The sequence below is a fragment of the Acinetobacter sp. YH12095 genome (assembly GCF_013419245.1).
Lineage (GTDB): Bacteria > Pseudomonadota > Gammaproteobacteria > Pseudomonadales > Moraxellaceae > Acinetobacter > Acinetobacter towneri.
The window spans coordinates 186536-209929 of sequence record NZ_VPAL01000001.1; the positions used below are offsets into that span (position 1 = coordinate 186536).

Consider the following 23394-nt stretch of genomic DNA (forward strand, 5'->3'; position numbering starts at 1 on the left):
TTTATTCGTGTGGTTTATGTGCAGTTGTGACCGGAATATTGAGGTCTGTTGACGCTCATCGAAAAGAATTCCACATCTTTAAAATTAGCCTTGTTAAAATAAGCTTTTCAAATTGAAAGGAAGACCAGCATGCAGCTAATGCCATTACCCAAACGTGTATTGCAATGTGGACGTTTGCGTTTAGATTTATCTCAGCCGCATGTGATGGGAATTCTAAATGTGACACCAGACTCGTTTAGTGATGGTGGGCGACATAATGAAAAAGATGCTGCTGTGGCGCGTGCTTTGGAAATGATAGCCGAAGGTGCAACCGTGATTGATATTGGCGGTGAGTCTACACGTCCGGGGGCAAGTCCTGTGAGTGTAGAAGAAGAAATTCGTCGTGTGGTTCCTGTGGCGGAAGCCTTATCTACTTATGATGTAGTGCTTTCGATTGATACGTCACAGCCTGAAGTGATTCGTGCTGCCGTAGCTGCGGGGGCGCATATCTGGAATGATGTACGTGCGCTGACCCGTCCAAATGCGTTGCAAACAGCTGCTGAGTTAAATATCCCCGTGATTATTATGCACATGCGTGGTGAACCGACCACCATGAACAATTTAGATCAATATGATGATGTCACTGCAGATGTGATTGCAGAATTGCAGCAACGTGTCGCTGATGCTTTGGCGGTAGGGGTCAAGCCTGAAAATATCATGATTGATCCAGGTTTTGGTTTTGCGAAAAATGCACAACAGAATCTGAAATTGTTAAATGAGTTGCATCAACTTAATGGTATGGGGTATCCAATTTTATCGGCATTGTCCCGTAAACGCTTTATTGGTGAAGCTTTGGGTGGGGCAGAGCCAACACAGCGTGCAGTTGGTTCTGTAGCGGCACATTTACTCAGTATTCAGCAAGGTGCTTGTATGGTGCGTGCGCATGATGTGAAAGCCATGTCTGACGCCATTAAAGTCTGGCAAGCAATGCAGTTGGCAAATTAATCGCAGTATGCAAATTGGGGCGAAGCTAGAATTAAAGCCTTGCTTATGCTATATAGGCACGCTTGAATCTCTGTATTTTTGAGTGCCTGTATGTTTGCAGATTTACTTCTCCCGATGTTTGATGATGAATTTTATCCTGATATTTTAGTTGCTGAGTTAAAACAACTGATTCAACAGTTTGCAAAACACGTGTCTAAATCCAATTTATCTGAAACGGATATTTATCATTTTGCTGATCAGACCGTGCAAGCCATCAATAAAATGAAACCACAATTTGAAGATCTGGATTCAGATTTGGACGATACCGCAGCAGATTATATTGCTGAGGCGATGATGATGGTGCTGCAAGATCAAGGCTATTTCGAGATTGAAATGGAAGAGTTGATTGCAACGAGAGAGTGGTGATAGGTCACTCTCTTTCAGCTTTAATTTATGGGTGATTCAATAAATCATCTAAAACATCATCCAAATGGCAACTTTGCTGTGTATGTAGTTCTGCAATTTCCCGAACATTCAACGTATATAGCCCATTATGTTCATTCGGCTGTGCAATTAAATTGACCCAAAACTTTGTATTTTGTTGCAGCAAAGTTTTGAGTTGCTTTTCTTCTTCAGGATTTTGGAAATTTAATAAATATAAATTGTTGCCTAAGCTGCAACGACGTAATTGTAATTCTTGATTTTTATATTGCAATGTTCCTGCAAAAACATCATAAAATTCTGCATCAGTTTCAATTGGGTTTACGGATTCGGTTGCTGACTCAAGGCTGGGATTTTGTGCATGGCTTGCAAAACTGAGCAAGCAGCATAAACAGATCACCCATTTGAAAGAGAAGATAAAGCGTTGTAGAGACATTTCAAATCATCGGCACATAAGTGTTATCGTTTTCAATATTATATTTTTTAGGCATAAAAAAACCAGCTTAATGCTGGAGTTCTTTATTTGCACCATTTGAATGATTTGATTCATTAAAATGGTGCCCGAGGCCAGACTCGAACTGGCACGCTTTGAGGGCGGGGGATTTTAAATCCCCTGTGTCTACCGATTTCACCACTCGGGCATGTGCGCAATAATAGAGGACGAAATAAATCTTGGCAAGTAAATTTATTTACAATTGCTTTCTTTTCAATCAATTCAACTTATTAGCTTGAAAAAAGTTCGGTTTGCAGTATATTTCTGCTGTTTGTCATCAATATTTCATGAATTTGAGATCAAAGCGAAATCATAAATTTCTATGTTGAGCGCTCAAGAAAAATAAAAGGAATATTCATGAACATTCGCTTAACTCGCCGAGAGTTGATTCAAAAAAGTTTGGCTGGTTTTGGGGCGTTGTCATTGCCAGTCGCATTAACTGCATGTGGTGATGACAATGAAAATACAGCAGAAAATGCATTAAAGGTGCAGTTTTTGCATGGTGTCGCCAGTGGTGATCCGCTGCATGACCGTATCATTTTATGGACACGTGTAACGCCAAGTGATACAGCAGCGCGCATTGAAGTGGTTTGGGAAATTGCTAGCGATGAGGTGTTTAAGCAATTAGTAAACACAGGCAAAGTACAAACCAGTGCAGCGCAAGATTTTACTGTAAAGGTCGATGCAGATCGTTTGCAGACAGGGACTAAATATTATTACCGTTTCCGCTTTGGTAATACGGTTTCTGCTATAGGACAGACCAAAACCTTGCCACAACGCAGCGATCAAGTGAAATTTGCGGTCTGTTCTTGCTCGAACTATCCCGCAGGTTATTTTCATGTGTATAAAGAAATTGCACAGGAAAACAATCTGGATGTGATTATTCACTTGGGTGATTATATTTATGAATATGGACAAGGTGGCTACGCGACTGACGATGCAAAACAGTTAGGACGTACCTTTGCTGCAGACAATGATAAAGAAATTATCAAGTTAGATGATTATCGTAAACGTTATGCTTTATATCGTACCGATGCTGATTTGCAGACTGCTCACCAACGCCATCCATTTATTGTCATTTGGGATGACCATGAACTCAGTAATGATACTTGGGAAGCGGGTGCAGATAATCATCAAGAAGGTGAAGGCAGCTTTATAGAACGTAAAATTGCCGCATTACAGGCTTATTTCGAGTGGATGCCAATTCGTCCAGTTGCAGAAAATGATCATTTGAATATTTATCGCCAGTTTGATTTTGGTGGTTTGGTGAATTTGATGATGCTGGATACGCGTATTTTGGCGCGTCATAAGCAATTAGATTATGCTAACTATATGACGGCAGAAGGTATTGATGCTGCTAAATTTCAGGCAGATTTATTTAGTGATCAACGCACATTGATGGGTGGAGTTCAACGAGAGTGGTTGCAAAAGCAGTTGGGGCAGTCTAAGGCTACTTGGAATGTTTTGGCTCAACAAGTGTTGACGGCGAAAATGCTGATTCCACAAGAACTGTTATTGCCTTTAGCGAAAATCACCAATGGTGATCAGCAACCTGAAACACTTGCACAAATGAAGCAGAAAATTACAGAATTGGTCACGCTGAAATTGCGTTTAAAAGCGAATGATCCAACTTTGACAGCAGTAGATAAGGCACGTTTGTATGCGGTTGCACCTTATAACCTCGATGCTTGGGATGGTTATGCCTACGAGCGAGAAGTTGTGTATGGGACATTGCAGCAACTTGGGAAAAAAGCAGTGGTGTTGGCAGGTGATACTCACAATGCTTGGGCTGCAACCTTGCATACACATGAAACAAATCATGAGGTTGGGTTGGAATTCGCGACCAGCTCGGTATCATCGCCCGGAATTGAGTATTACTTAAACGTGCCTGCAGACGAAATGGCAGCGTTGGAATATGCCTTTCAAGAACTGATTGATGAACTGGATTATTGCAACTTAAATCAACGTGGTTATTTAACGGTGACTTTTGATCGTGCGCAAGTGGTTGCAGATTGGAAGTTTATAGATACGGTTAAGGCACGTGAATACAAACTCGATGATACGCGTGGTCATCAACAGAAGTATGGTGTAGACTTAAAACCAATCAGTGATGTCGCTAAAACTGCTTAAAATCAGTCTGATATTTACAGAAAACCGAGCCTAAGTTGCTCGGTTTTTTGATAATCTTTCTGATGTTTGGCGTGATGTTTTAATCGAGTTTATCTTGAATATAACTGTCTAAATCTATGTATTTAATGCTTTTACATAAATTGTGTTCAACCTGCATCAGTTGTTGATGTAACTGAATTGCATGTTGATATTGCTGATTCAATTGGGCAAAACGAGGGCTATTTTTATTGGAAAAATACATCCGATATTGAATTTTAGCAGCTTGACGATATGACCAATACGCAGCACGGCGAAATTGCGTTAAGCAATATTTTTGTTCAAGGCTTATGTGGTCACGGAACATATTCTCTTTATAGAAACGTACAAAACCAAAACTGATGCAGAAAAAGAATAAAATCCCTTGCAGAATTGCACTCTGAAAATAGGCGAAATTTACCGCTTGTAGCAGAATCAATACTGCTATTTTTATGGTGGCATGTTGCTGTAGTTGATACCACGATGCCGAACTGTGTTTAATTTGATACAACACATAAGGTAGAAGCAGCATAAAACCTAACATGATGGCTAAAATCGCCAATGCCTTGGCTTGAAAGGCATCGTACTGCGGTGCAAAGTTTTGAATCCCGTGCGCCAGACTGATTGAAATAGGAATAAAAATCAGGCAGGCCAAGACCCATGGAATCATTTCTTTCCAATCATCCAGCATGCCTTTGCTTTGAATAAAACCATAAAACAAAATATTTCTTTTAAATGCAGCAGGGTATTGTTGTTGCAATTGCTGCAAATCAAGAAGCGCTTGTTTAGGGTTCATAGAGGCATCATTGAATATTGAATAAAGAGGGGAAAACCTAAAATTTAGGCATAAAAAAACCAGCTTAATGCTGGGTTCTTTATTTGCACCATTTTAATCTATTTTAAAATGGTGCCCGAGGCCAGACTCGAACTGGCACGCTTTGAGGGCGGGGGATTTTAAATCCCCTGTGTCTACCGATTTCACCACTCGGGCATAGTTTTACAAGATTGGAGGCGGAGGTCGGAATCGAACCGGCGTCCACGGAGTTGCAGTCCGCTGCATGACCACTCTGCCACCCCGCCGCGTCTTGTGATGCGTATATTAGCAAGCTCTGAAAAAAAAACAATACTATTAAATGAGCAGATGCACATTAATTCGACATATAGAATAAAATAGTCTAAATAATCATGTATTATTTGCAAAATTGATTCATATCAACATTTGGAGATGTGCCGTGGCATTAATTTTAGACGGTCGTGCATTGGCAAAACAAATTGAAGCTGATCTGTTAACACGTGTAGAAGCGTTAAAAGCAAAATCAGGTCGTACCCCAATTCTAGCGACTATTTTGGTCGGTGATGACGGTGCATCTGCAACTTATGTACGCATGAAGGGCAATGCTTGCCGTCGTGTGGGCATGGATTCTTTAAAAGTAGAATTGCCAACAGAAACCACCACAGAACAATTATTGGCAGAAATTGAAAAATTGAATGCCAATCCTGATGTGCATGGTATTTTGTTGCAACACCCAGTTCCTGCGCAAATTGATGAGCGTGCTTGTTTTGATGCGATTTCACTTGCAAAAGACGTAGATGGTGTGACCTGTTTAGGTTATGGTCGTATGGCAATGGGCGAAGCTGCATATGGTTCTGCAACACCTGCAGGCATTATGACCATTCTTAAAGAAAAAAACATTGAAATTGCAGGCAAACATGCCGTTGTTGTGGGGCGTTCGGCAATTTTAGGTAAACCAATGGCTGCGATGCTTCTTGAAGCCAATGCAACAGTAACCATTTGCCATTCACGTACCCAAGATCTTGCAAGTTTTGTGAAACAAGCGGACATTATTGTTGGTGCGGTTGGTAAAGCTGAATTGATTCAAAAAGACTGGATCAAACCAGGCGCTGTGGTTGTTGATGCAGGCTTCCATCCACGTGATGGCGGTGGTGTTGGTGATATCCAATTGCAAGGCATTGAAGAGATTGCTTCTGCATATACGCCTGTACCAGGTGGCGTTGGCCCAATGACGATTACAACTTTGATTCGTCAAACGGTTGAAGCGGCTGAGAAAGCGTTAGGTTGATGAAGACCTCTCCCTAACCCTCTCTTGCGCTTCAATTTAAAAGCAGTGCTTTAAATTTTGCTCAGGAGAGGGGAAATTCATTGTGAAAATAATGGATGCTCCTTCTCTTGCGCCGTATACGGCTCAGGGAGAAGGCTGGGATGAGGGCTTAAAAATTCTCTCCCTAACTCTCCTAAAAAAGAGTGGGGAATTCATTGTAAAAATAATGAATGCCCCCTCTCCTTTAAAAAAGCAGAGGGAACTTTTTAAATTAGAACGAATAAAAATCCAATGAGCTGTACCTTTCAATTTCCTAAAGCCCCTGAACATCTTTTAGATGCTTTACATGATGTAATTCCAAATTGTGAATTACTGGCACAGCAATTGCCTGAAACGCCTATTTCACTTTGGCTTATTCCACCAGTATTTCCTACCGACAAGCTAGATGATGAAGTGATTCGTCGTATTTGGAATGATACGCCGTACTGGATTTTCTGTTGGGCTTCAGGACTTGCAATGGCGCAATGGTTATTGGCAGAACCGCAGCAAGTAAAAAATAAAGTCGTTTTAGACTTTGGTGCAGGTTCGGGCGTGGTGGCGATTGCTGCAAAAATGGCAGGTGCCAAACGGGTAATTTGTTGTGATATTGACCCCATTAGCCTTGCAGCCTGTCGAGCCAATGCTGAATTGAATGATGTGGTGCTTGAATATTTAGATGATCTATACAAAGCAGAACAAGTGGATGTATTGTTGGCTGCCGATGTACTTTATGATCAATGCAATCGCTTTTTTTTAGATGAGTTCTTAAAGTTCGCCCCAGAAGTTTGGGTGGCAGACAGCCGAGTGAAAAACTTTAGTCATCCACAATATATAAAAATAGATGAACGCAGCGCGACCACATGGCCAGATTTGGATGAAGCCAAAGAGTTCCGTAATGTGAGTTTTTATAAGACGCGATAACTCATCACGTCTTATAGGAAGCCAGTTTTGTGGCGCGAATTAATTGCAGCTATAACGCACAATGCGCAGTGTGCTTGGGCGAGCATCTAAGGCCTGACGTGTAGCATAGTTTTCACTGCTATGTAGCTCAGGTGTGTTCGATAAGCCAATAGAGGTGCGGCTTTGCCCAAGTTGGCGACCATACGGGTCTTGTTGGTTGGCTGCAGGATTCACCACTTCATTAATACTTAAAATCCGCAATTGATAAGTTTTATGCGCACCAAGTTCTTTTTGGCAGGCACGCTGTAATTTACTTTCATCGCGCTGTTGGTTTTGACGTCCTGCAAGAGTGTAGGCTAATACTGCGTTGCGATCAGTTTTGCTTTCGACTTTATAGCCAATAAAACTATTCTCGTTTTGCTCAGGCAAACTTTGACAAGCGGATAAACCTAACCCAAGTCCCGTCATAGCCAAAATAATCATTGTATTCTTCATGGTTTTATTCATGATCATGTCTCATGTTTTGATGTCATTTCATTCTTGTTTTAAGTATGCCATAGCTGAGTGGACAAAGCATGGCTTTGTTGGTGATGTGGTAGGCTGTCTATATTGGGGGTGATAAGTGTGTTTTGATGATGTCATGTTTTTACCTTGAATCTTCGTATTATTTAGTATTTACACATCAGCGGGGGATGTTGAAGCTGGAATGTTGATGTTTTTAGCAACTAAAATATTAGGGCAATAAAAAAGGTCACCGAAGTGACCTTTTCTTAGCAATCAGCGTTGAATTACGCAGATTTAACCGCTTCAAGTAAAGCAGCTTGACGTGCTTTCAATGCAGCAGGTAGGCGCTCACCAAGTTTGTTGAATAACTCAGTGTGGCTTTCTAACTCTTTGATCCACTGTTCTTTGTCTTGCGCTGTAACAGTTTCAAATTGTTCTTTAGTGAAATCTAAACCAGTCCAGTTCAATTGTTCATAAGTCGGAACGCGACCAATTGGTGTTTCAACTGCATCTGCACGACCTTCGCAACGATCAATGATCCACTCAAGAACACGCATGTTTTGACCAAAACCAGGCCATACGAAGTTGCCTTCTGCATCACGACGGAACCAGTTTACGTTGTAAATACCTGGTAATTTGTTGCCTGCAGCTTTTGCTTTTTCGCCAACTTTCTCACCCATTTCTAACCAGTGAGAGAAGTAGTCTGCCATGTTGTAACCAGCAAATGGAAGCATTGCAAATGGGTCGCGGCGTACAATACCTTGTTGACCAACGGCTGCTGCAGTAGTTTCAGAACCCATCGTTGCTGCTTTATATACGCCATCTACCCAGTCAAATGCTTCTGAAATTAGAGGCACTGTGTCTGCACGACGACCACCGAAGATGAACGCTGAAATTGGAACACCTGCTGGATTTTCCCAGTCAGCATCGATAGAAGGGCATTGACCTGCTGCAACAGTGAAGCGCGCATTTGGATGAGCTGCTTTTTCTGCGCCAGTGTGTGGTTGACCTTTCCAGTTGGTTAGGTTTGTAGGAACTTCTTTAGATAGACCTTCCCACCATACTTCGCCGTTGTCAGTCACAGCAACGTTGGTATAAATCACGTCTTTGTGCAGAGTTGCCATACAGTTCGGGTTAGTCTTGGTGTTTGTACCAGGAGCAACACCGAAGAAACCAGCTTCTGGGTTAATTGCATATAAGCGACCATCTTCACCTGGTTTGATCCAAGCAATATCGTCACCTACAGTTTCAATTTTCCAGCCTTCGTAACCTGCAGGTGGAATTAACATCGCAAAGTTGGTTTTACCACATGCAGAAGGGAATGCTGCAGCGATGTAGTGTTTTTCGCCTTGTGGATTGGTCACGCCTAAAATAAGCATGTGTTCTGCTAACCAGCCTTGTTCACGGCCCATTGCAGAAGCAATACGAAGCGCTAAGCATTTTTTACCCAATAATGCGTTACCGCCGTAACCAGAACCATACGACCAGATTTCACGAGTTTCTGGATAATGTACGATGTATTTTTCTTTGTTACATGGCCAAGCAACGTCTTTTTCGCCTTCAGCCAATGGTGCGCCCACAGTGTGTACGCAAGGAACAAATTCGCCATCTGTGCCCAATACGTCATAAACAGCTTTACCCATACGAGCCATTTTAGACATGCTGACAGCAACATAAGGAGAGTCAGTTAATTCAATACCGATGTGCGCAATGTGGCTACCTAATGGGCCCATAGAGAATGGAACCACATACATGGTACGACCAGCCATTGAACCGTCGAATAAACCGTTTAATTTAGCGCGCATTTCAGCTGGCGCTTCCCAGTTGTTCGTCGCACCAGCATCTTCTTTGTTTTCAGAGCAGATGTAAGTACGGTCTTCAACACGAGCAACGTCAGAAGGATCTGAATTTGCAAGGTACGAACCAGGGTGTTTTTCTTGGTTTAATGCTTGCATGGTGCCGTTAGCGATCATCAAGTCGATTAGACGTTGATATTCTTCTGCGCTACCGTCACACCATTCAATTTTTGCTGGTTTCGTTAACTTTGCAATTTCTTCAACCCATGCAATAAGCTTAGGGTGACGAACGAATTCTGGTGCGTTCACTTGGGTCATGGTGAGGCCTATCTTAAATGTGTACAAGTCGTGTACAAAGTACAATCTGAACGATGGGGTACATGGTTCAGATGAAATATGAAAAAAAAGTGGCTGTATTAAAGCACAAAATCATAAAAAAAATAAGACTTAGGCATGATTTGGCTTTCTGATAAAAAAGTTTGGATAAATTAATAATACTGTATATTAAACATATGCTTACATTTTTTGGTTGCTGCATTTTTTATTATTTAAATATTTGATGGACATTATTTATTTAAATTATTTTTATATAATTCAATGTGTTGAGTTGGGATTTTTTGATCGGTTTGTCATTGATTTAATGAATGGTCATCATTTGAATTTTACATAAAGCTGCTTTTCATTCCGTATCAATTGACTGAAATTAGAACAAAAGCTTTAAAAAATGGCACAGAGGTTTATGCAGCTACAGCCCTTATCGATTGTTTATAATCAAAAATCTGGATTTCATGCTAATCATAAAGACGATATTTATGAAGAGTTGTTGCACGTTTTATCGCAGCATGGCTTCGAAATTCAATCTTTTGATATTGGGGCGAGTACGGGCTTTGATGCGTTAATGCAACAGGTGTTAGCACGGCATCAAGCAGCGCAGTTAAGCGGTGTTGTGGTTGCAGCGGGTGGAGATGGTACTTTAAATGCGGTTGCTGCAAAGTTAAAAGGGACATCTATCCCCATGGGTATTTTGCCTTTGGGCACGTTTAATTATGTAGCGCGCTTACTGAATATTCCGCTAGATTTAATTGAAGCAGCGCATGTCATCGCAACTGGCAGTACGCGTGCTGTGCATGTGGCACAAATCAATCAACACATCTATTTAAATAATGCCAGTTTGGGTTTATACCCTTTATTTATTCAAAAACGTGAGCGTTATAACCGTTATTTAGGACGCTTTCCTTTACATGCCTATACCTCGGCTTTAGATGTACTGCTGCGTGACCGTAAAGAATTAAAATTAGAAATAGAGGTCGATACAAAGCGCTATCCGCTGAAAACGCCGCTCATTTTCTTTGGGAATAATCAATTACAACTGTCTGAAATGAATTTACGTATTGCCAAAGCTGCTGCAGCAGGCAAAGTCGCAGGTGTTGCAGTGGCAAAGTCCGATAAATTGACTTTATTTAAAATTCTGTGGCAATTAATTCAGGGGAAGGCTGAGCAAGCCAATGATATGTACAGTTTTGCAGCAGAGCAGGTGGTCATTCATAGTAAACGCCAACAACTGACCGTGGCGCTTGATGGAGAAATTGTCAAAATGCGCCCACCACTGCGTATTTCTGTATTGAAAAATGCATTGAAGATTAAGGTGCCGCATGCTGCTGCATCTGTCTGATTTGCACTTTGGCACTGAAAATGTGGCTTGTATGCAGGCAGTACAACAACTGTGTGCAAGTATGCGACCGGAAGCGGTTGTGGTCAGTGGTGATTTAACCCAACGTGCACGCTATGCACAGTTTTATGCTTGTAAGCATTTTTTAGACAGTTTGAATTTACCGTATTTGGTTGTGCCAGGAAATCACGATATTCCGCTATATCATCTTTGGAATCGTTTTTTTAGTCCGTTTGCGCGGTATCAGTTGTTTTTTGGGCGTATGGAAACAATTTTGGAAACCGCCCATTTTTATGTGATAGGGGTGAACAGTATTCGGCGACGTTTTCATACTCGTGGGCATATTTCTTTGAATCAAATTCAGGAGATCGACGCCTTATTGCAAATTGCGCCCAGCAATAAGTTAAAAATTTTGGTGGCGCATCAGCCGTTCTATACACCGCCCGATAATGTGCACGGTATTAAAGATTGTCCTGTGTTGGGACGTATTGCGTTGGAGCAATGGAGTAAAAACGGCTTGCATGCCTTGCTACATGGTCATTTACACCAGCCTGCTGTATATGACCTCAATCAAATCTATGCACTTGGTGCAGCACATCCTGTACTCGATATTCATGCAGGAACTGCAATTTCACAGCGTTTGCATCAAGGTATGCCGAATAGCTTAAATATAGTCTGCAATAATGGTGATGTGCAGCATTACATCTATGATGTAGAACAAAAACAATTCGTGTTGTGGCTGCAAAACACAGAATAAAAGGTTGATCCACTCAACTTGTCTAAAAAAACAACAAAAACTGAAATATTTTTAGCGTTTCCCCTTGAAGCGAATTTTTCCATCCCCACAACTGTGTCATCTAAAATTTATTTTGATGATGACACATGGAATAAATAAGTCGTCATCAGGAATCTATACATAGACTTAGTCTGATGGAGTTATTTATGAGCAACATTCGTCCATTACATGACCGCGTAGTTATTCGTCGTGTTGAAGAAGAAACAAAAACAGCTGGCGGTATTTTGCTTCCAGGTTCTGCTGCAGAAAAACCAGCTCAAGGTGAAGTGATTGCAGTAGGTAATGGTCAAATCACAGACAATGGCGTGCGCGCTTTAGACGTTAAAGTGGGCGACAAAGTCTTGTTTGGTACGTATGCAGGCACCACAGTTAAAGTAGACGGTGAAGAACTTCTTATTATGAAAGAGTCTGACATTTTAGCGGTACTTGAAGGCTAATTTCAGCGCTCATTATTCAAAGTCAATTTGAACATTATTTAAAAATATTTGGAGTCAAACATGTCAGCAAAAGACGTAAAATTTGGTGATTCAGCCCGCACAAAAATGATTGCAGGCGTAAACATCCTTGCAGATGCAGTGAAAGTAACGTTAGGTCCTAAAGGCCGTAACGTAGTGATTGACCGTTCTTTCGGTGCACCGCACATCACTAAAGATGGTGTATCTGTTGCTAAAGAAATCACCCTAAAAGATAAATTTGAAAACATGGGTGCACAGTTGGTTCGTGAAGTGTCGAGTAAAACCAACGACATCGCAGGTGACGGTACAACAACTGCAACTGTACTTGCACAAGCGATTTTGAATGAAGGCATCAAATCTGTAACTGCGGGCATGAACCCAATGGATTTGAAACGTGGTATCGACATTGCTGTAAAAGCAGTGGTTGAAAACATTAAAGCGACGGCTAAACCTGCATCAGATACTAAAGCAATTGAACAAGTCGGTTCGATTTCTGCAAACTCTGATACGACTGTAGGTAAGTTAATTGCAGAAGCAATGGAGCGTGTGGGCAAAGAAGGCGTGATTACCGTTGAAGAAGGTTCAGGCTTTGAAGACTCACTAGACGTTGTAGAAGGTATGCAGTTTGATCGTGGTTATATCTCACCATACTTTGCCAACAAACAAGATACTTTAACTGCTGAACTTGAAAACCCATTCATTTTGTTGGTAGACAAAAAAGTGGGCAACATTCGTGAATTAATCACAGTGCTAGAAGCGGTTGCGAAAACAGGTAAGCCATTATTGATTATCGCTGAAGATGTAGAAGGCGAAGCGTTGGCAACACTTGTTGTAAACAACATGCGCGGCATTATTAAAGTATGTGCGGTGAAAGCGCCTGGTTTTGGTGATCGTCGTAAAGCAATGCTTCAAGATATCGCAATCTTGACAGGTGCAACTGTGATTTCTGAAGAAATTGGTATGTCTTTGGAGCAAACTTCACTAGAGCATTTGGGAACTGCACACAAAGTCACAGTATCTAAAGAAAACACCGTGATTGTGGATGGTGCAGGCAATGCAGGTCAAATTGCTGAGCGCGTACAACAAATCCGTGCGCAAATTGAAGAATCAACTTCAGAATACGACAAAGAAAAACTTCAGGAACGTGTTGCTAAATTAGCGGGCGGTGTTGCAGTGATCAAAATTGGTGCGGCAACTGAAGTTGAAATGAAAGAGAAAAAAGACCGTGTAGATGACGCACTTCACGCAACTCGTGCTGCGGTTGAAGAAGGTGTTGTTGCAGGTGGTGGTGTTGCGTTAGTACGCGCAGCGAAAGCACTTGACGGTGTAACTGGTGCAAATGACGATCAAAATGTCGGAATTAACATTTTACGTCGTGCAATTGAAGCGCCTCTTCGTCAAATTGTGGCAAACGCAGGCGATGAGCCATCTGTAGTGATCAATGCAGTGAAGAGCGGTGAAGGTAACTACGGTTATAACGCTGCAACTTCTGAATATGGCGATATGCTTGAAATGGGTATTCTTGACCCTGCAAAAGTAACACGTTCTGCGCTTGAGCATGCTGCATCTGTTGCGGGCTTAATGTTGACGACTGAATGTATGATCACTGAAATCCCAGAAGAAAAACCAGCAATGCCTGACATGGGCGGAATGGGTGGTATGGGCGGCATGATGTAATTATCAGCGTACCCAAACTTCAAAAACCTCGTATCGTCAGATACGGGGTTTTTTTATGACGTGGTTTTTATAATTCAGAGTTTGCACGCATGAAAAAGCAAAACTGCCTAGCCATTTTCCATTTATTTATTAAATGCGTGATATGTATTTAAACTGCTTTTTTTTGTGAATAAAACCCACTATGCTACTTGGAATAATAAGAAAAACAAATGATTAAATAAGTGTAATGCAGGCTGGAGTAGGCATAAAGGGGATAAAAATGGATAACCGAGAACACGAAATTATAGGCAGTATTTATGATGCCGCTGTAGATGTGAATTTATGGCCGCAAGTAATTGAAAAAATTGTTCAATATACAGACAGTAAAACCGCCATTTTTACTGCCTTAGATCAATTTAGCCCAAGTTACGATTTTTTATTTAGTCACAATATTCCAGATGAAGCTTTGCATGCCTATCGTGATGAGCGGATTCGCGTGATTGACATGCAGTTACACCGAGTATTGTGGGAAAATTCGGGTGTGGGGCAAGTAGCGAGCTCGGATTTATCGCATTATGGGGAAAACCCTGAAAGTGATGAATATATCTTTTATGAACGCTGTTTGAATCCGACGGGAATTAGTTATATCTCGGCTGTTTTGCTCGATCAGGGTTCACACCGCTGGGCGGTATTAGGTTTACACCGAGCACCTGATGCAGCGCCGTATCAACAAAAAGAATTAGATTTTTTAAAATATTTAGGGGTGCATTTGCGCCGTGCATTGCAGATTCACCGTCAAATCAGTTTAGTGCAACAAGATAATCTCGGCTTATATCATTTATTGGATCATTTAAAAACGGGCATTATTTTGCTTGATCACAACCTCAGATTAAATTATTGCAATCCTTTGGCACAGCGCATGATGGAGCAAGGTTCTTGTCTAGATTTGGACTTGCATAACCGTTTAAAGACCAATATTGGTGATCAAAGCCGTTTAGATCAGTTATTAAGCTCGGCTTTGTTGGGAAGGTCTGTAACCAATACCGATGTGGGTGGTGTTTTGGCATTGTCGGATCAAAAAGGGCGGCAATTGATGCTGACCGTAGTACCATTTTCACACTTAAAAAATGTACAACAGCAGGACGTAGGACAACACCATGTTGCAGTACTAATGACCGATAAAAACCAGCATTACACTTTATCTAAAGCGTATTTACAGCAATCTTATCAGTTATCTAAACGTGAATTTGAGTTGTGTGAGTTGTTGGTCAATGGCTATAAATTGGAAGAAATAGCAGAACATTGTGGAGTTACGCTCAGTTCCGTGCGCACTTATTTTAAAAATATTTATGAAAAAACCCAATGCAACTCGCAAATTGAACTCATGCATTTATTAATGGGCTGTACCATTCATTTTGAGCATATCGGTTAAAGCTGCCTAAATTTGATTAGGCAGCTTTATCGTGTTTAATTGCTACGTTGTAGAGTGACAGGGTCTTCACCTTGAGGATGTAAGGTCAAGCTTGTACCTGAAATACTATAAGTTGCATTCACTTTACTGCCATCCGAAGAGTCTTGTAAGCCACCGCAATCGTTGGTGTCATATAACACTTCTGTTGCGGCAAGTGTATTGGCTGTCATTGAATATTTGCCATATTCAATACCTGGGTTAGCGCAATCATCATCGCCTTCAGTGTCTAACAAGAAATAGAATCCTGTGTCAAAGAAAGCAAATAAATGAGTTTGATTAAATTGCCAAGTGCCGACTAATCCTGATGATTGTTTGACTTTAGTTAAAATATAGGTGCTATTACTTCCTACATCGGTCAGCACTAAATCTGTACCGTTATAACTTAGGCGGTAATGACCATCATTGTCTGGATGTGAAAGCCCGTAGTCTCCATTAGTATCTACTGAGATCACAGGGCTCAGCGCTGAAGTTAAAGCATTCCAATTTAGTCGTCCTGTTTCGATACCAGACTTCCCTGTTTCATCAGCTACATCTGCTTCACCTAGCGCATAACGTCCGTCTGGTAAAATATGTAATATAACAGCAGTGCTTTCAGTACGCCCAATTTCCCAAGTGCCTGCAATATCTTTATAGAAAGTGGCTTGGAAGTTTTCTGCAGCTTTTTCAGGTGTCACGATTCGATCTAGTGGGATATCGGTTTTAGGGATCACTTCATTGACAAACGTAGTTGAAAACTCTGCGGGTGTTTGCTCGAAATTCATATTCACAGCGGTTAAGGCTGTTTGAGTGTCTGCAGTAATTTCAATTCCATTGCTATGGTCGCCATCGCTATCTAAAGATTGTAAAAATACCATTAAGTTGGTACGGGCATTTTCACTTTCAGCCAAATCTAGTGGGGTAATACGTGCTTTAGCTTCAATGGCTTCACCAAGTTGCACATCACCAATAAAGAAGCGAACAGTATCACCCTCAGCATATTCAAACTCACCTTTATCATTGGTGATACCTTCAATACTTTCACCTGAACTCGAAGCTCTGAGATATTTAACCCCAGTTACAGGCCCATCGGTCAGTACGCCAGTTTTTGTGGTGTTTGATGGTGGGGGAGCAGAACTACCAGAATCATTGTCTGAACCACCACATGCACTGAGTAAGCCTGCTAAAGTTAAGCATAATAAGGTTTTTTTCATCATGAATTCCTTGTCATCCAAATTGTTATGTCAGAAGTATAGAAATAAGATGAATCTAGGAGCTATCCCAAAATTGGGAGGTCAAATACAAAATCTGTGAGAAAAAATGAAGACCAATCAATATTTTTGTGACAAAACTAGATTTTTTGATATGCAGTCATCGAAGTTCTATTTTGCTGTGTTAATTTGAAAAACGGTTTCAAGTTTTTTTGATGATCTTCATCCACTTGATTCATTTCATATTTAAATATCAACATTGCCATCTATAAGTGATCCAGTTTTATGTTGTCTAAATTTTTTATTGAACGTCCTATTTTTGCAGGTGTGCTCGCCATTGTGGTGATGGCACTCGGGATTTTTTCAGTATTAAATTTACCTGTAGAACGCTACCCAGACATTGCACCACCTCGTATCACCGTCAGCGCAACGTATACAGGAGCTTCGGCAGAAACTGTTGAAGAAAGCGTCACACAGGTTTTGGAACAGCAAATTAAAGGCTTAGATCACTTATTGTATTTCAGTTCTAGCAGTGATTCTTCAGGACGAAGTCGCATCAGCATTAGCTTTGAAAATGGTACCAACCCCGATACCGCACAAGTCCAGGTACAAAATGCGATTAATGGCGCAATTAACCGCTTACCTGAAGATGTGCAGCGTCAGGGGGTAAATGTCTTTAAATCATTGGGTGATACCCACATGGTCATTGGGCTGTACGATGCCACAGCCAAAAGCAGCAATATTGCCTTGTCTGACTATATGATGAGTCATTTAGAGCAAGAGTTGGCACGCATTGAAGGTGTGGGTGAGGTCGATGTTTTTGGTGCGCAATATGCAATGCGGATTTGGCTGAATCCGATAAAGTTAAAACAATACGCACTCATGCCAAGTGATGTACGTGCTGCAGTATTGGCACAAAATACCCAAGTCGCAGCAGGCGCAATTGGTGAATTACCCATAGCACAAGAACAATATCTCAATGCCAAAGTCACCTCAGGTTCACGCTTAAAAACGGTAGAAGAATTTGAAAATATTATTTTAAAAGCAGATCAGGCAGGTGGCTTTGTTTATTTAAAAGATGTGGCACGTATTGAACTTGGTGCAGAAAATTATCAAAGCTTTAATACCATTAATGGTTTTCCATCGGCAGGGATGGGTATTTCCTTATCGTCTGGTGCCAATGCGTTACAAACTTCAGCCTTAATTCAAAAACAAATTGAGCATTTAAAACAACAATTGCCCGAAGGTTACCAAATTGTCTATCCACGAGATAACACGCCTTTCGTGCAGGAATCAATTAATGAAGTGGTGAAAACTTTAATTGAAGCGGTGATTTTAGTTGTCATCGTGATGTTCTTGTTTTTACAAAACTGGCGCGCGACGCTCATTCCTACCGTAACCGTGCCTGTGGTGATTTTAGGCACTATGGCCGTGTTGCAACTCTTTGGCCTAAGTATTAACACGCTGACCTTATTCGCTTTGGTTTTAGCGATTGGTTTGTTGGTGGATGATGCGATTGTCGTGGTCGAAAACGTCGAGCGTTTAATGCACGAACAGCAGCTCTCGGCTAAACAGGCATCTATCGCATCTATGCAGGAAATTAGCGGTGCTTTGGTCGGCATTACCTTAGTTTTGACCGCAGTATTTATTCCTATGGCATTTTTTGGTGGTTCGACTGGGGTGATTTATCGCCAGTTTTCCATCACCTTAGTCACTGCGATGGTGCTGTCTTTAGGTGTGGCCTTAATTTTAACGCCTGCCTTGTGTGCCTTGATTTTAAAACCCAATCCACAACCAGCCCAATGGGCCATCTGGTTTAATCAAAAACTGGAACGCTTAAAACAACACTATCTCAAATTATCAGGCTGGACGATTCAGCATAAAGCGGTGTGTCTGGTTATTTTTGCAGGTTTACTGACGGTGTTTGCCTTGTTTTACCGTGCCTTACCTACCAGTTTTATCCCGAATGAAGATCAGGGCATGTTGTCGGTGCAATTTAAATTACAGGAAGGTGCGCCGTTGTCTAAAAGTCGTGAAGTGGGCGAAAGCATACGCGAATACTTTATGCAGCATGAAGCCCATAATGTCGATTTGGTGATGATTCGTTATGGACGTAATTTTTCAGGAACAGGGCAGAATTTAGGTCAGGGTTTTATTGCGCTAAAACATTGGGATGAGCGTCAAGGGCAGCAACATACTGCACAAGCCATTCGTGAACGTGCCATGCAGCATTTTCGACAGCATCCCAATGCACAAATTACCATTGGCATGCCCGCAGCAGTTCGTGGTTTGGGGCAAACCGATGGCTTAGAGTTCTGGATGCGCGATGTGAATGGTACAGGACGCGATTTTTTAATTCAGCAATTTCAAAATTTACAGCAGCAAGCCGCTCAATATCAAAGCTTTAAAAATTTAGATCAACGTGCCAATCCTGAAAAAGCGGAGTTAAACGTCACGATTGATCAGAAACAGGCGATGGCAGCAGGTTTAAATCAAACGGCTATTAACAGTACCTTAGCGGCAGCTTGGGGCGGTAGTTATATCAACGACTTTATTGACCGGGGGCGAATTAAACGTGTGATTATGCAGGGTGATGCCGAGTTTCGTAGCAAACCTGAAGATTTGAATCAATGGTCGGTACGCAGTCAGCAAAATCAAATGGTGCCTTTTAGCCAGTTTGCTCAACTCAGTTGGAGCGGTGGGCCAGAAGTTGTTAATCGTTTTATGGGCTATAGCGCATTGCAAATGGAAGCCGATACTGCCGAAGGATATAGCTCAGGGCAGGCGATGCGTGATTTAGAACAGATGGTGGCACAGCAGCAGGGCATTGACTTGGCATGGAGTGGGTTGTCTTTTGAAGAAAATCAGTCTAGCAATCAGGCTTTGTTACTGTATTTGGTTTCCATCGGGTTTATTTTCTTGTGCCTTGCGGCCTTGTATGAAAGTTGGAGTATTCCAACAGCCGTGATGAGCGCCATTCCTTTAGGGATTGGTGGAAATATTATTTTTAGTTATTTGGCAGGTTTCCCGAACGACATTTATTTCCAAATTGCCTTGCTTACCACCATTGGTTTGTCATGTAAAAATGCCATTTTAATTGTGGAGTTTGCTTCGGCTGCGCAGCAACAAGGCAAACAGGTGATTCAAGCCGCTTTAGAAGGTGCAAGCTTACGGCTCAGACCTATTTTAATGACCTCATTGGCATTTGGTGCAGGTATTTTGCCGCTAGTATTTGCCTTTGGTGCAGGTGCAGCAAGCCGTCAGGAAATTGGGGTGAGTGTTTTAGGTGGAGTTATTTTTGGCACAATTTTAGTGCTTGTTTTTATTCCGTTTATGTATGTGCTGGTTCGTTCTATATTTCAAGTGAATCGTTCATCACCCATAAACTAAAGATGTTTTTTATTAGGCACTTAGCAAAATTATAGGCTATGATATGAAACGCTAAAAATCTTGCATAAATCTACAGATTTTCGGTTTTTTAAGGGTTGGTTTGGGCCGAGACACTGCGCCCATTCTTCATTTTACGTTTTTGGAATGATGGAGTGGGTGAGAGCAATGACCAATCTGCACGCTGAACAGTTAGAACAAGCCTTACAATTGCATCAGCCAAGCACAGTACACAGCCTGATCGACAGTATCAATCCTGCCGATTTAGCCGACTTGATGCAGTATTTAAGCCTGAAAGCACAGCTGAGTTTAATTGAACAAATTGACAGTGCTGCCTTGGTGATGGAGTTTTTACCACTGCATTCGCAACATCAAATTGCAGAGGCGATGGCACCGCAGCAATTGGTCAAACTGATTTCAGCCATGCATTCAGATGACCGCACCGACTTATTTAAGTTACTTTCTCCGCATTTACAGCGTTTTGTCAGCTTACACATTACGGAAGAAAAACGCGCACAGATTCAGACTTTAGCGCGCTATCCTGAAGAATCTGCGGGCGCGATTATGAGTTCGGATTTCGTGGTGCTCTCGCCAGAACTGAACATGCAGCAAGCTATAGATGAATTGCGCAGAATGACCACAGACCGGGAAACTTTGTACCTGATTTATATTGTCGATGAACTAATGAAACTATTGGGGGTTATTTCTTTAAGGGAAATTATTCAAAACCCGCCTGAACAAAAAATTAAAAATGTGATGTGCACCGATTTGGTCACAGGTTTGGTGACTGAAGATCAGGAAAGTATCGCGCAAAAACTCAGCCATTATGATTTTTTGGCCTTACCGATTGTAGATGATGCACAGCATTTACTGGGGATTGTCACCTATGATGATGCGATGGACGTGGTACAGGCAGAAACTACAGAAGACTTTTTAAAATCCAGTGCGGTAGCGTCTTCACCTGGCATGAGTATAAAAACTGCGCCAATTTTATTTTTATATCGCAAACGTGTGTTTTGGTTGGTGATTTTGGTATTTGGCAGTTTATTGTCTGGAATTGGCATTGCGCATTATGAAGACATTATTGCAGCACATATTGTACTGGTTTTTTTCTTGCCGCTTTTGGTCGGTAGTGGTGGTAATGCGGGTTCTCAGTCTGCGACTTTAATGGTACGGGCACTGGCTACAGGTGATGTGCAATTTAAAGATTGGCTGCATTTACTCGGACGTGAAAGTTTGGTGGCGCTATGTTTGGGTGGAACTATGGCTTTTGCGGTTTCAATTTTAGGCTATTACCGTGGCGATATGATGGTGTCTGTGGTATTGGCACTGAGTATGCTGGGCATTGTGCTGATGGGCTGTTTAATTGGCATGAGTTTGCCTTTTATTTTGCATCGCCTGAAACTAGACCCTGCCAGTGCCTCTGCGCCTTTGGTAACCTCGATTTGTGATGCAACGGGCGTGGTGGTGTACTTATTTATTGCTTCACAGTTGTTACTTTAAACACTGTCGGTGATGATGACTTATTCAAGACCTCATCTTAAACTTTTTGCATTGATCAAAATTCTGTTTATAAAATCATAACAGACCTGAGTAAAAAACTGCTTTATTCTCAAGTAGATTGCATTTACCCAACGATACGTTTTCTATGCCAGAACCTGCATCTTCAAAAAAACTTAGCCAGCAAGAGGTGATTCGCTTAGAGCGCGATTTAGCCAAGTTTGCCAATATGATGGATTCTGTGGTGCGTATTCCATTTACCAAGCAGGGCGTGGGAGCAGATGCCGCATTAGGCACTGTACCTGTCGCGGGGGATGTCGCAGGTTTTGCACTGACCTGTTATGCGATTTATAAAGCCAAACAAATTGGTGTACCACAAACCAAACTCACTCCCGTGATTAAACTTGCTGTGATGGATGCAGTAGTTGGTTTTGTGCCAATTGTCGGCACAGTATTTGATGTATTTATTCGTCCAAGCCGTAAAGCTTTAGATGTAGTGCATACGCATATCCGTGAAGAATATCAGATTCACAGTGAGCATCATGTGGTACATCCTTTTTTACATGAGCGATTGGAACGTAAACAGCAGCAGTCAGCATTTTGGCGTAATCCTGTAGTGGCATGGCTGTGGCTACATTTGCCTGATTTGCTTGGTGTGATTTTTCTTATTTTCTTTATTTGGGCAGCATGGCTCGGTGCAAGTTGGTTGTGGCACTGGTCACAAAGTTTTGCTGTTTAAATGAACCTGTTTAAAGTACAAAACCATCTGGCAGATCTAATTTACAGACATGAAAAAAGCTTCCCTGAGGAAGCTTTTTGGTGTCGCTGTTACAATATCTTGCTAGCAGTATTAAGGTAAATTTAATTGCTGTAAAGCTGCAACACGTTGTTCAATGCTTGGGTGAGTTTGGAATAACGCTGCCAAGCTAAAACCTTCTTCTTTACCTGCAGAAATCGCAAAAGCTTTCATTTCTTTTGGCATTGCATCAGGCATTTCAGATTCTGCCTGTAAACGTAATAATGCAGAAATCATGGCTTGCTTACCTGCCAAACGTGCACCTGCTTCATCGGCACGGTATTCACGTTGACGCGAGAACCACATCACGATTGAAGAGGCCAAAATACCAAATACGATATCCAGTACAATGGTAATTGCAAAATAAGCCAAGCCTGGTGCTTCGCCATCTTCACGACCAAATACGTTACGGTCAATGAAGTCACCTGCAACACGGGCAAAGAACATGACGAATGCGTTGACCACACCTTGAATCAGTGCCAAGGTCACCATGTCACCATTGGCAACGTGACCAATTTCGTGTGCCAAAACTGCACGTAATTCATCTTTGTTCATACGCTCAAGCAGCCCTGTAGATACAGCCACTAAAGCATCGTTTTTATTCCAACCTGTTGCAAAAGCATTCGATTGGTAAGAAGGGAAAATACCCACTTCTGGCATTTTGATACCAGCACGTTGCGACAATTGCGCAACTTCATTTAATAACCACGCTTCAGCTTGGTTACGAGGGGCATTCGGGTCAATTAATTCAGTCCCAGTTGTTTTTTTCGCCATCCATTTAGACATGAATAGTGAAATTAAAGAGCCAACCATACCAAAGACAAAACAGATGACCAACAGGTTGCCTAGGTTTAAGCCACCCGCGCCATGGTAACTACCGACACCGAAGAGTGACAAAATTATGCCAGCTACAACCAGTACCGCGAGGTTGGTTAGCAAGAACAAACCAATCCGCATCATTGAGTAAATCCTCTTATATTAAAAATGTAATCTGATTTATTAATAAACCATGCCGTAAATATGCGGTGTATGTATTAAAAATTCAAGAAAAATAATAAAACTGTACTAAAAATATTTTGAGCTGATACTGCAATCGGCACTTCATTTGAGCTTGCGGCAACGCAAGCTCAAATGAA

At 41.6% G+C, this 23394-nt stretch carries 20 protein-coding genes and 3 tRNA genes; 14 read left to right on the forward strand and 9 right to left on the reverse strand.

What is annotated here, in order from left to right; genetic code table 11:
- Positions 1–129 precede the first annotated feature (129 nt).
- Together folP and FTU35_RS00930 are read left to right on the forward strand one after the other, a co-directional pair.
- Positions 130–984 carry a dihydropteroate synthase gene (gene folP, locus FTU35_RS00925; RefSeq protein ID WP_096900999.1) on the forward strand — a complete coding sequence of 285 codons (855 nt, stop codon included), beginning with the start codon at positions 130–132 and terminating at the stop codon, positions 982–984.
- Positions 985–1074: 90 nt separating this feature from the next.
- Positions 1075–1389, forward strand: a complete 315-nt coding sequence (locus tag FTU35_RS00930; RefSeq protein WP_131260668.1) for a DUF5713 family protein — start codon at positions 1075–1077, stop codon at positions 1387–1389.
- Positions 1390–1414: 25 nt separating this feature from the next.
- Here the strand turns inward: FTU35_RS00930 and FTU35_RS00935 are convergent, their stop codons facing one another.
- Together FTU35_RS00935 and FTU35_RS00940 are read right to left on the reverse strand one after the other, a co-directional pair.
- A complete protein-coding gene (locus FTU35_RS00935; RefSeq protein WP_167845853.1) occupies positions 1415–1840 on the reverse strand; it encodes a hypothetical protein in 426 nt (141 codons plus the stop codon).
- Between the two features lie 119 nt (positions 1841–1959).
- A tRNA-Leu gene (locus FTU35_RS00940) sits at positions 1960–2045 on the reverse strand.
- 209 nt (positions 2046–2254) lie between these two features.
- Between FTU35_RS00940 and FTU35_RS00945 the strand changes: the two genes are divergently transcribed.
- The gene (locus tag FTU35_RS00945; RefSeq protein WP_180064426.1) at positions 2255–4027 is read left to right on the forward strand and encodes an alkaline phosphatase; all 1773 of its coding nucleotides are present in this window, start codon (positions 2255–2257) and stop codon (positions 4025–4027) included.
- Between the two features lie 79 nt (positions 4028–4106).
- Here FTU35_RS00945 and FTU35_RS00950 read toward each other — a convergent pair whose 3' ends face one another.
- From FTU35_RS00950 to FTU35_RS00960, 3 genes are all read right to left on the reverse strand, one after another.
- Entirely contained in the window at positions 4107–4838 is a 732-nt protein-coding gene (locus FTU35_RS00950) for a hypothetical protein (protein WP_096900995.1), read from the reverse strand.
- Between the two features lie 109 nt (positions 4839–4947).
- Positions 4948–5033 (reverse strand) — tRNA-Leu (locus FTU35_RS00955).
- A 15-nt stretch (positions 5034–5048) separates the two neighbouring features.
- Positions 5049–5122, reverse strand: a tRNA-Cys gene (locus FTU35_RS00960).
- A gap of 152 nt (positions 5123–5274) precedes the next feature.
- On the opposite strand from FTU35_RS00960, the gene folD reads away from it, so the two are divergent.
- The 3 genes from folD (at position 5275) to FTU35_RS00975 (ending at position 7062) form a co-directional block, all read left to right on the forward strand.
- Positions 5275–6123, forward strand: coding sequence for a bifunctional methylenetetrahydrofolate dehydrogenase/methenyltetrahydrofolate cyclohydrolase FolD (gene folD / locus FTU35_RS00965; RefSeq protein WP_004972142.1), 849 nt, complete (start codon positions 5275–5277; stop codon positions 6121–6123).
- Between the two features lie 91 nt (positions 6124–6214).
- Positions 6215–6397, forward strand: a complete 183-nt coding sequence (locus FTU35_RS00970; RefSeq protein WP_096900994.1) for a hypothetical protein — start codon at positions 6215–6217, stop codon at positions 6395–6397.
- Positions 6394–7062: a methyltransferase gene (locus FTU35_RS00975; protein WP_004972140.1), complete on the forward strand. Its 669-nt coding sequence runs from the start codon at positions 6394–6396 to the stop codon at positions 7060–7062. The genes FTU35_RS00970 and FTU35_RS00975 overlap by 4 nt, the downstream gene beginning before the upstream one ends.
- A gap of 39 nt (positions 7063–7101) precedes the next feature.
- On the opposite strand, the gene FTU35_RS00980 is transcribed toward FTU35_RS00975, so the two are convergent.
- Positions 7102–7536, reverse strand: a complete 435-nt coding sequence (locus FTU35_RS00980) for a hypothetical protein (RefSeq protein WP_131260784.1) — start codon at positions 7534–7536, stop codon at positions 7102–7104.
- 293 nt (positions 7537–7829) lie between these two features.
- Complete coding sequence (locus FTU35_RS00985; RefSeq protein ID WP_179991142.1) at positions 7830–9659, reverse strand: phosphoenolpyruvate carboxykinase (GTP); 1830 nt, start codon at positions 9657–9659, stop codon at positions 7830–7832.
- 421 nt (positions 9660–10080) lie between these two features.
- On the opposite strand from FTU35_RS00985, the gene FTU35_RS00990 reads away from it, so the two are divergent.
- The 5 genes from FTU35_RS00990 to FTU35_RS01010 all read left to right on the forward strand — a co-directional run bounded on the left by FTU35_RS00990 (position 10081) and on the right by FTU35_RS01010 (position 15349).
- The gene (locus FTU35_RS00990) at positions 10081–11013 is read left to right on the forward strand and encodes a diacylglycerol kinase family protein (RefSeq protein WP_257224272.1); all 933 of its coding nucleotides are present in this window, start codon (positions 10081–10083) and stop codon (positions 11011–11013) included.
- Positions 10994–11767 carry a metallophosphoesterase gene (locus FTU35_RS00995; protein ID WP_179991140.1) on the forward strand — a complete coding sequence of 258 codons (774 nt, stop codon included), beginning with the start codon at positions 10994–10996 and terminating at the stop codon, positions 11765–11767. The genes FTU35_RS00990 and FTU35_RS00995 overlap by 20 nt, the downstream gene beginning before the upstream one ends.
- A gap of 185 nt (positions 11768–11952) precedes the next feature.
- Positions 11953–12243: a co-chaperone GroES gene (gene groES, locus FTU35_RS01000; RefSeq protein ID WP_004972131.1), complete on the forward strand. Its 291-nt coding sequence runs from the start codon at positions 11953–11955 to the stop codon at positions 12241–12243.
- A 60-nt stretch (positions 12244–12303) separates the two neighbouring features.
- Positions 12304–13938 (forward strand): chaperonin GroEL, encoded by a 1635-nt coding sequence (gene groL, locus FTU35_RS01005; RefSeq protein WP_168418833.1) that lies wholly within the window; start codon positions 12304–12306, stop codon positions 13936–13938.
- A gap of 259 nt (positions 13939–14197) precedes the next feature.
- Positions 14198–15349, forward strand: coding sequence for a LuxR C-terminal-related transcriptional regulator (locus FTU35_RS01010; protein WP_179991139.1), 1152 nt, complete (start codon positions 14198–14200; stop codon positions 15347–15349).
- Positions 15350–15384: 35 nt separating this feature from the next.
- Here the strand turns inward: FTU35_RS01010 and FTU35_RS01015 are convergent, their stop codons facing one another.
- Positions 15385–16578, reverse strand: a complete 1194-nt coding sequence (locus FTU35_RS01015) for a hypothetical protein (RefSeq protein WP_179991138.1) — start codon at positions 16576–16578, stop codon at positions 15385–15387.
- 282 nt (positions 16579–16860) lie between these two features.
- Here FTU35_RS01015 and FTU35_RS01020 point away from each other — a divergent pair, with 282 nt between their 5' ends.
- The 3 genes from FTU35_RS01020 (at position 16861) to FTU35_RS01030 (ending at position 22201) form a co-directional block, all read left to right on the forward strand.
- Positions 16861–19965, forward strand: a complete 3105-nt coding sequence (locus FTU35_RS01020; protein WP_180064428.1) for a multidrug efflux RND transporter permease subunit — start codon at positions 16861–16863, stop codon at positions 19963–19965.
- Positions 19966–20130: 165 nt separating this feature from the next.
- On the forward strand, positions 20131–21465 hold the full coding sequence (gene mgtE / locus FTU35_RS01025; RefSeq protein WP_179993578.1) for a magnesium transporter: 1335 nt from the start codon (positions 20131–20133) through the stop codon (positions 21463–21465).
- 145 nt (positions 21466–21610) lie between these two features.
- Positions 21611–22201, forward strand: coding sequence for a DUF4112 domain-containing protein (locus FTU35_RS01030; RefSeq protein ID WP_004972119.1), 591 nt, complete (start codon positions 21611–21613; stop codon positions 22199–22201).
- Between the two features lie 111 nt (positions 22202–22312).
- On the opposite strand, the gene htpX is transcribed toward FTU35_RS01030, so the two are convergent.
- On the reverse strand, positions 22313–23218 hold the full coding sequence (gene htpX / locus FTU35_RS01035; RefSeq protein ID WP_004972117.1) for a protease HtpX: 906 nt from the start codon (positions 23216–23218) through the stop codon (positions 22313–22315).
- Between the last annotated feature and the right edge of the window lie 176 nt (positions 23219–23394).

Coding starts and splice junctions, on each gene's coding strand:
- folP (WP_096900999.1), top strand. CDS start 130: ATGCAGCTAATGCCATTACCCAAACGTGTATTGCAATGTGGACGTTTG.
- FTU35_RS00930 (WP_131260668.1), top strand. CDS start 1,075: ATGTTTGCAGATTTACTTCTCCCGATGTTTGATGATGAATTTTATCCT.
- FTU35_RS00935 (WP_167845853.1), bottom strand. CDS start 1,840: ATGTCTCTACAACGCTTTATCTTCTCTTTCAAATGGGTGATCTGTTTA.
- FTU35_RS00945 (WP_180064426.1), top strand. CDS start 2,255: ATGAACATTCGCTTAACTCGCCGAGAGTTGATTCAAAAAAGTTTGGCT.
- FTU35_RS00950 (WP_096900995.1), bottom strand. CDS start 4,838: ATGAACCCTAAACAAGCGCTTCTTGATTTGCAGCAATTGCAACAACAA.
- FTU35_RS00970 (WP_096900994.1), top strand. CDS start 6,215: ATGGATGCTCCTTCTCTTGCGCCGTATACGGCTCAGGGAGAAGGCTGG.
- FTU35_RS00975 (WP_004972140.1), top strand. CDS start 6,394: ATGAGCTGTACCTTTCAATTTCCTAAAGCCCCTGAACATCTTTTAGAT.
- FTU35_RS00980 (WP_131260784.1), bottom strand. CDS start 7,536: ATGAAGAATACAATGATTATTTTGGCTATGACGGGACTTGGGTTAGGT.
- FTU35_RS00985 (WP_179991142.1), bottom strand. CDS start 9,659: ATGACCCAAGTGAACGCACCAGAATTCGTTCGTCACCCTAAGCTTATT.
- FTU35_RS00990 (WP_257224272.1), top strand. CDS start 10,081: ATGCAGCTACAGCCCTTATCGATTGTTTATAATCAAAAATCTGGATTT.
- FTU35_RS00995 (WP_179991140.1), top strand. CDS start 10,994: ATGCTGCTGCATCTGTCTGATTTGCACTTTGGCACTGAAAATGTGGCT.
- groES (WP_004972131.1), top strand. CDS start 11,953: ATGAGCAACATTCGTCCATTACATGACCGCGTAGTTATTCGTCGTGTT.
- groL (WP_168418833.1), top strand. CDS start 12,304: ATGTCAGCAAAAGACGTAAAATTTGGTGATTCAGCCCGCACAAAAATG.
- FTU35_RS01010 (WP_179991139.1), top strand. CDS start 14,198: ATGGATAACCGAGAACACGAAATTATAGGCAGTATTTATGATGCCGCT.
- FTU35_RS01015 (WP_179991138.1), bottom strand. CDS start 16,578: ATGAAAAAAACCTTATTATGCTTAACTTTAGCAGGCTTACTCAGTGCA.
- FTU35_RS01020 (WP_180064428.1), top strand. CDS start 16,861: ATGTTGTCTAAATTTTTTATTGAACGTCCTATTTTTGCAGGTGTGCTC.
- mgtE (WP_179993578.1), top strand. CDS start 20,131: ATGACCAATCTGCACGCTGAACAGTTAGAACAAGCCTTACAATTGCAT.
- FTU35_RS01030 (WP_004972119.1), top strand. CDS start 21,611: ATGCCAGAACCTGCATCTTCAAAAAAACTTAGCCAGCAAGAGGTGATT.
- htpX (WP_004972117.1), bottom strand. CDS start 23,218: ATGATGCGGATTGGTTTGTTCTTGCTAACCAACCTCGCGGTACTGGTT.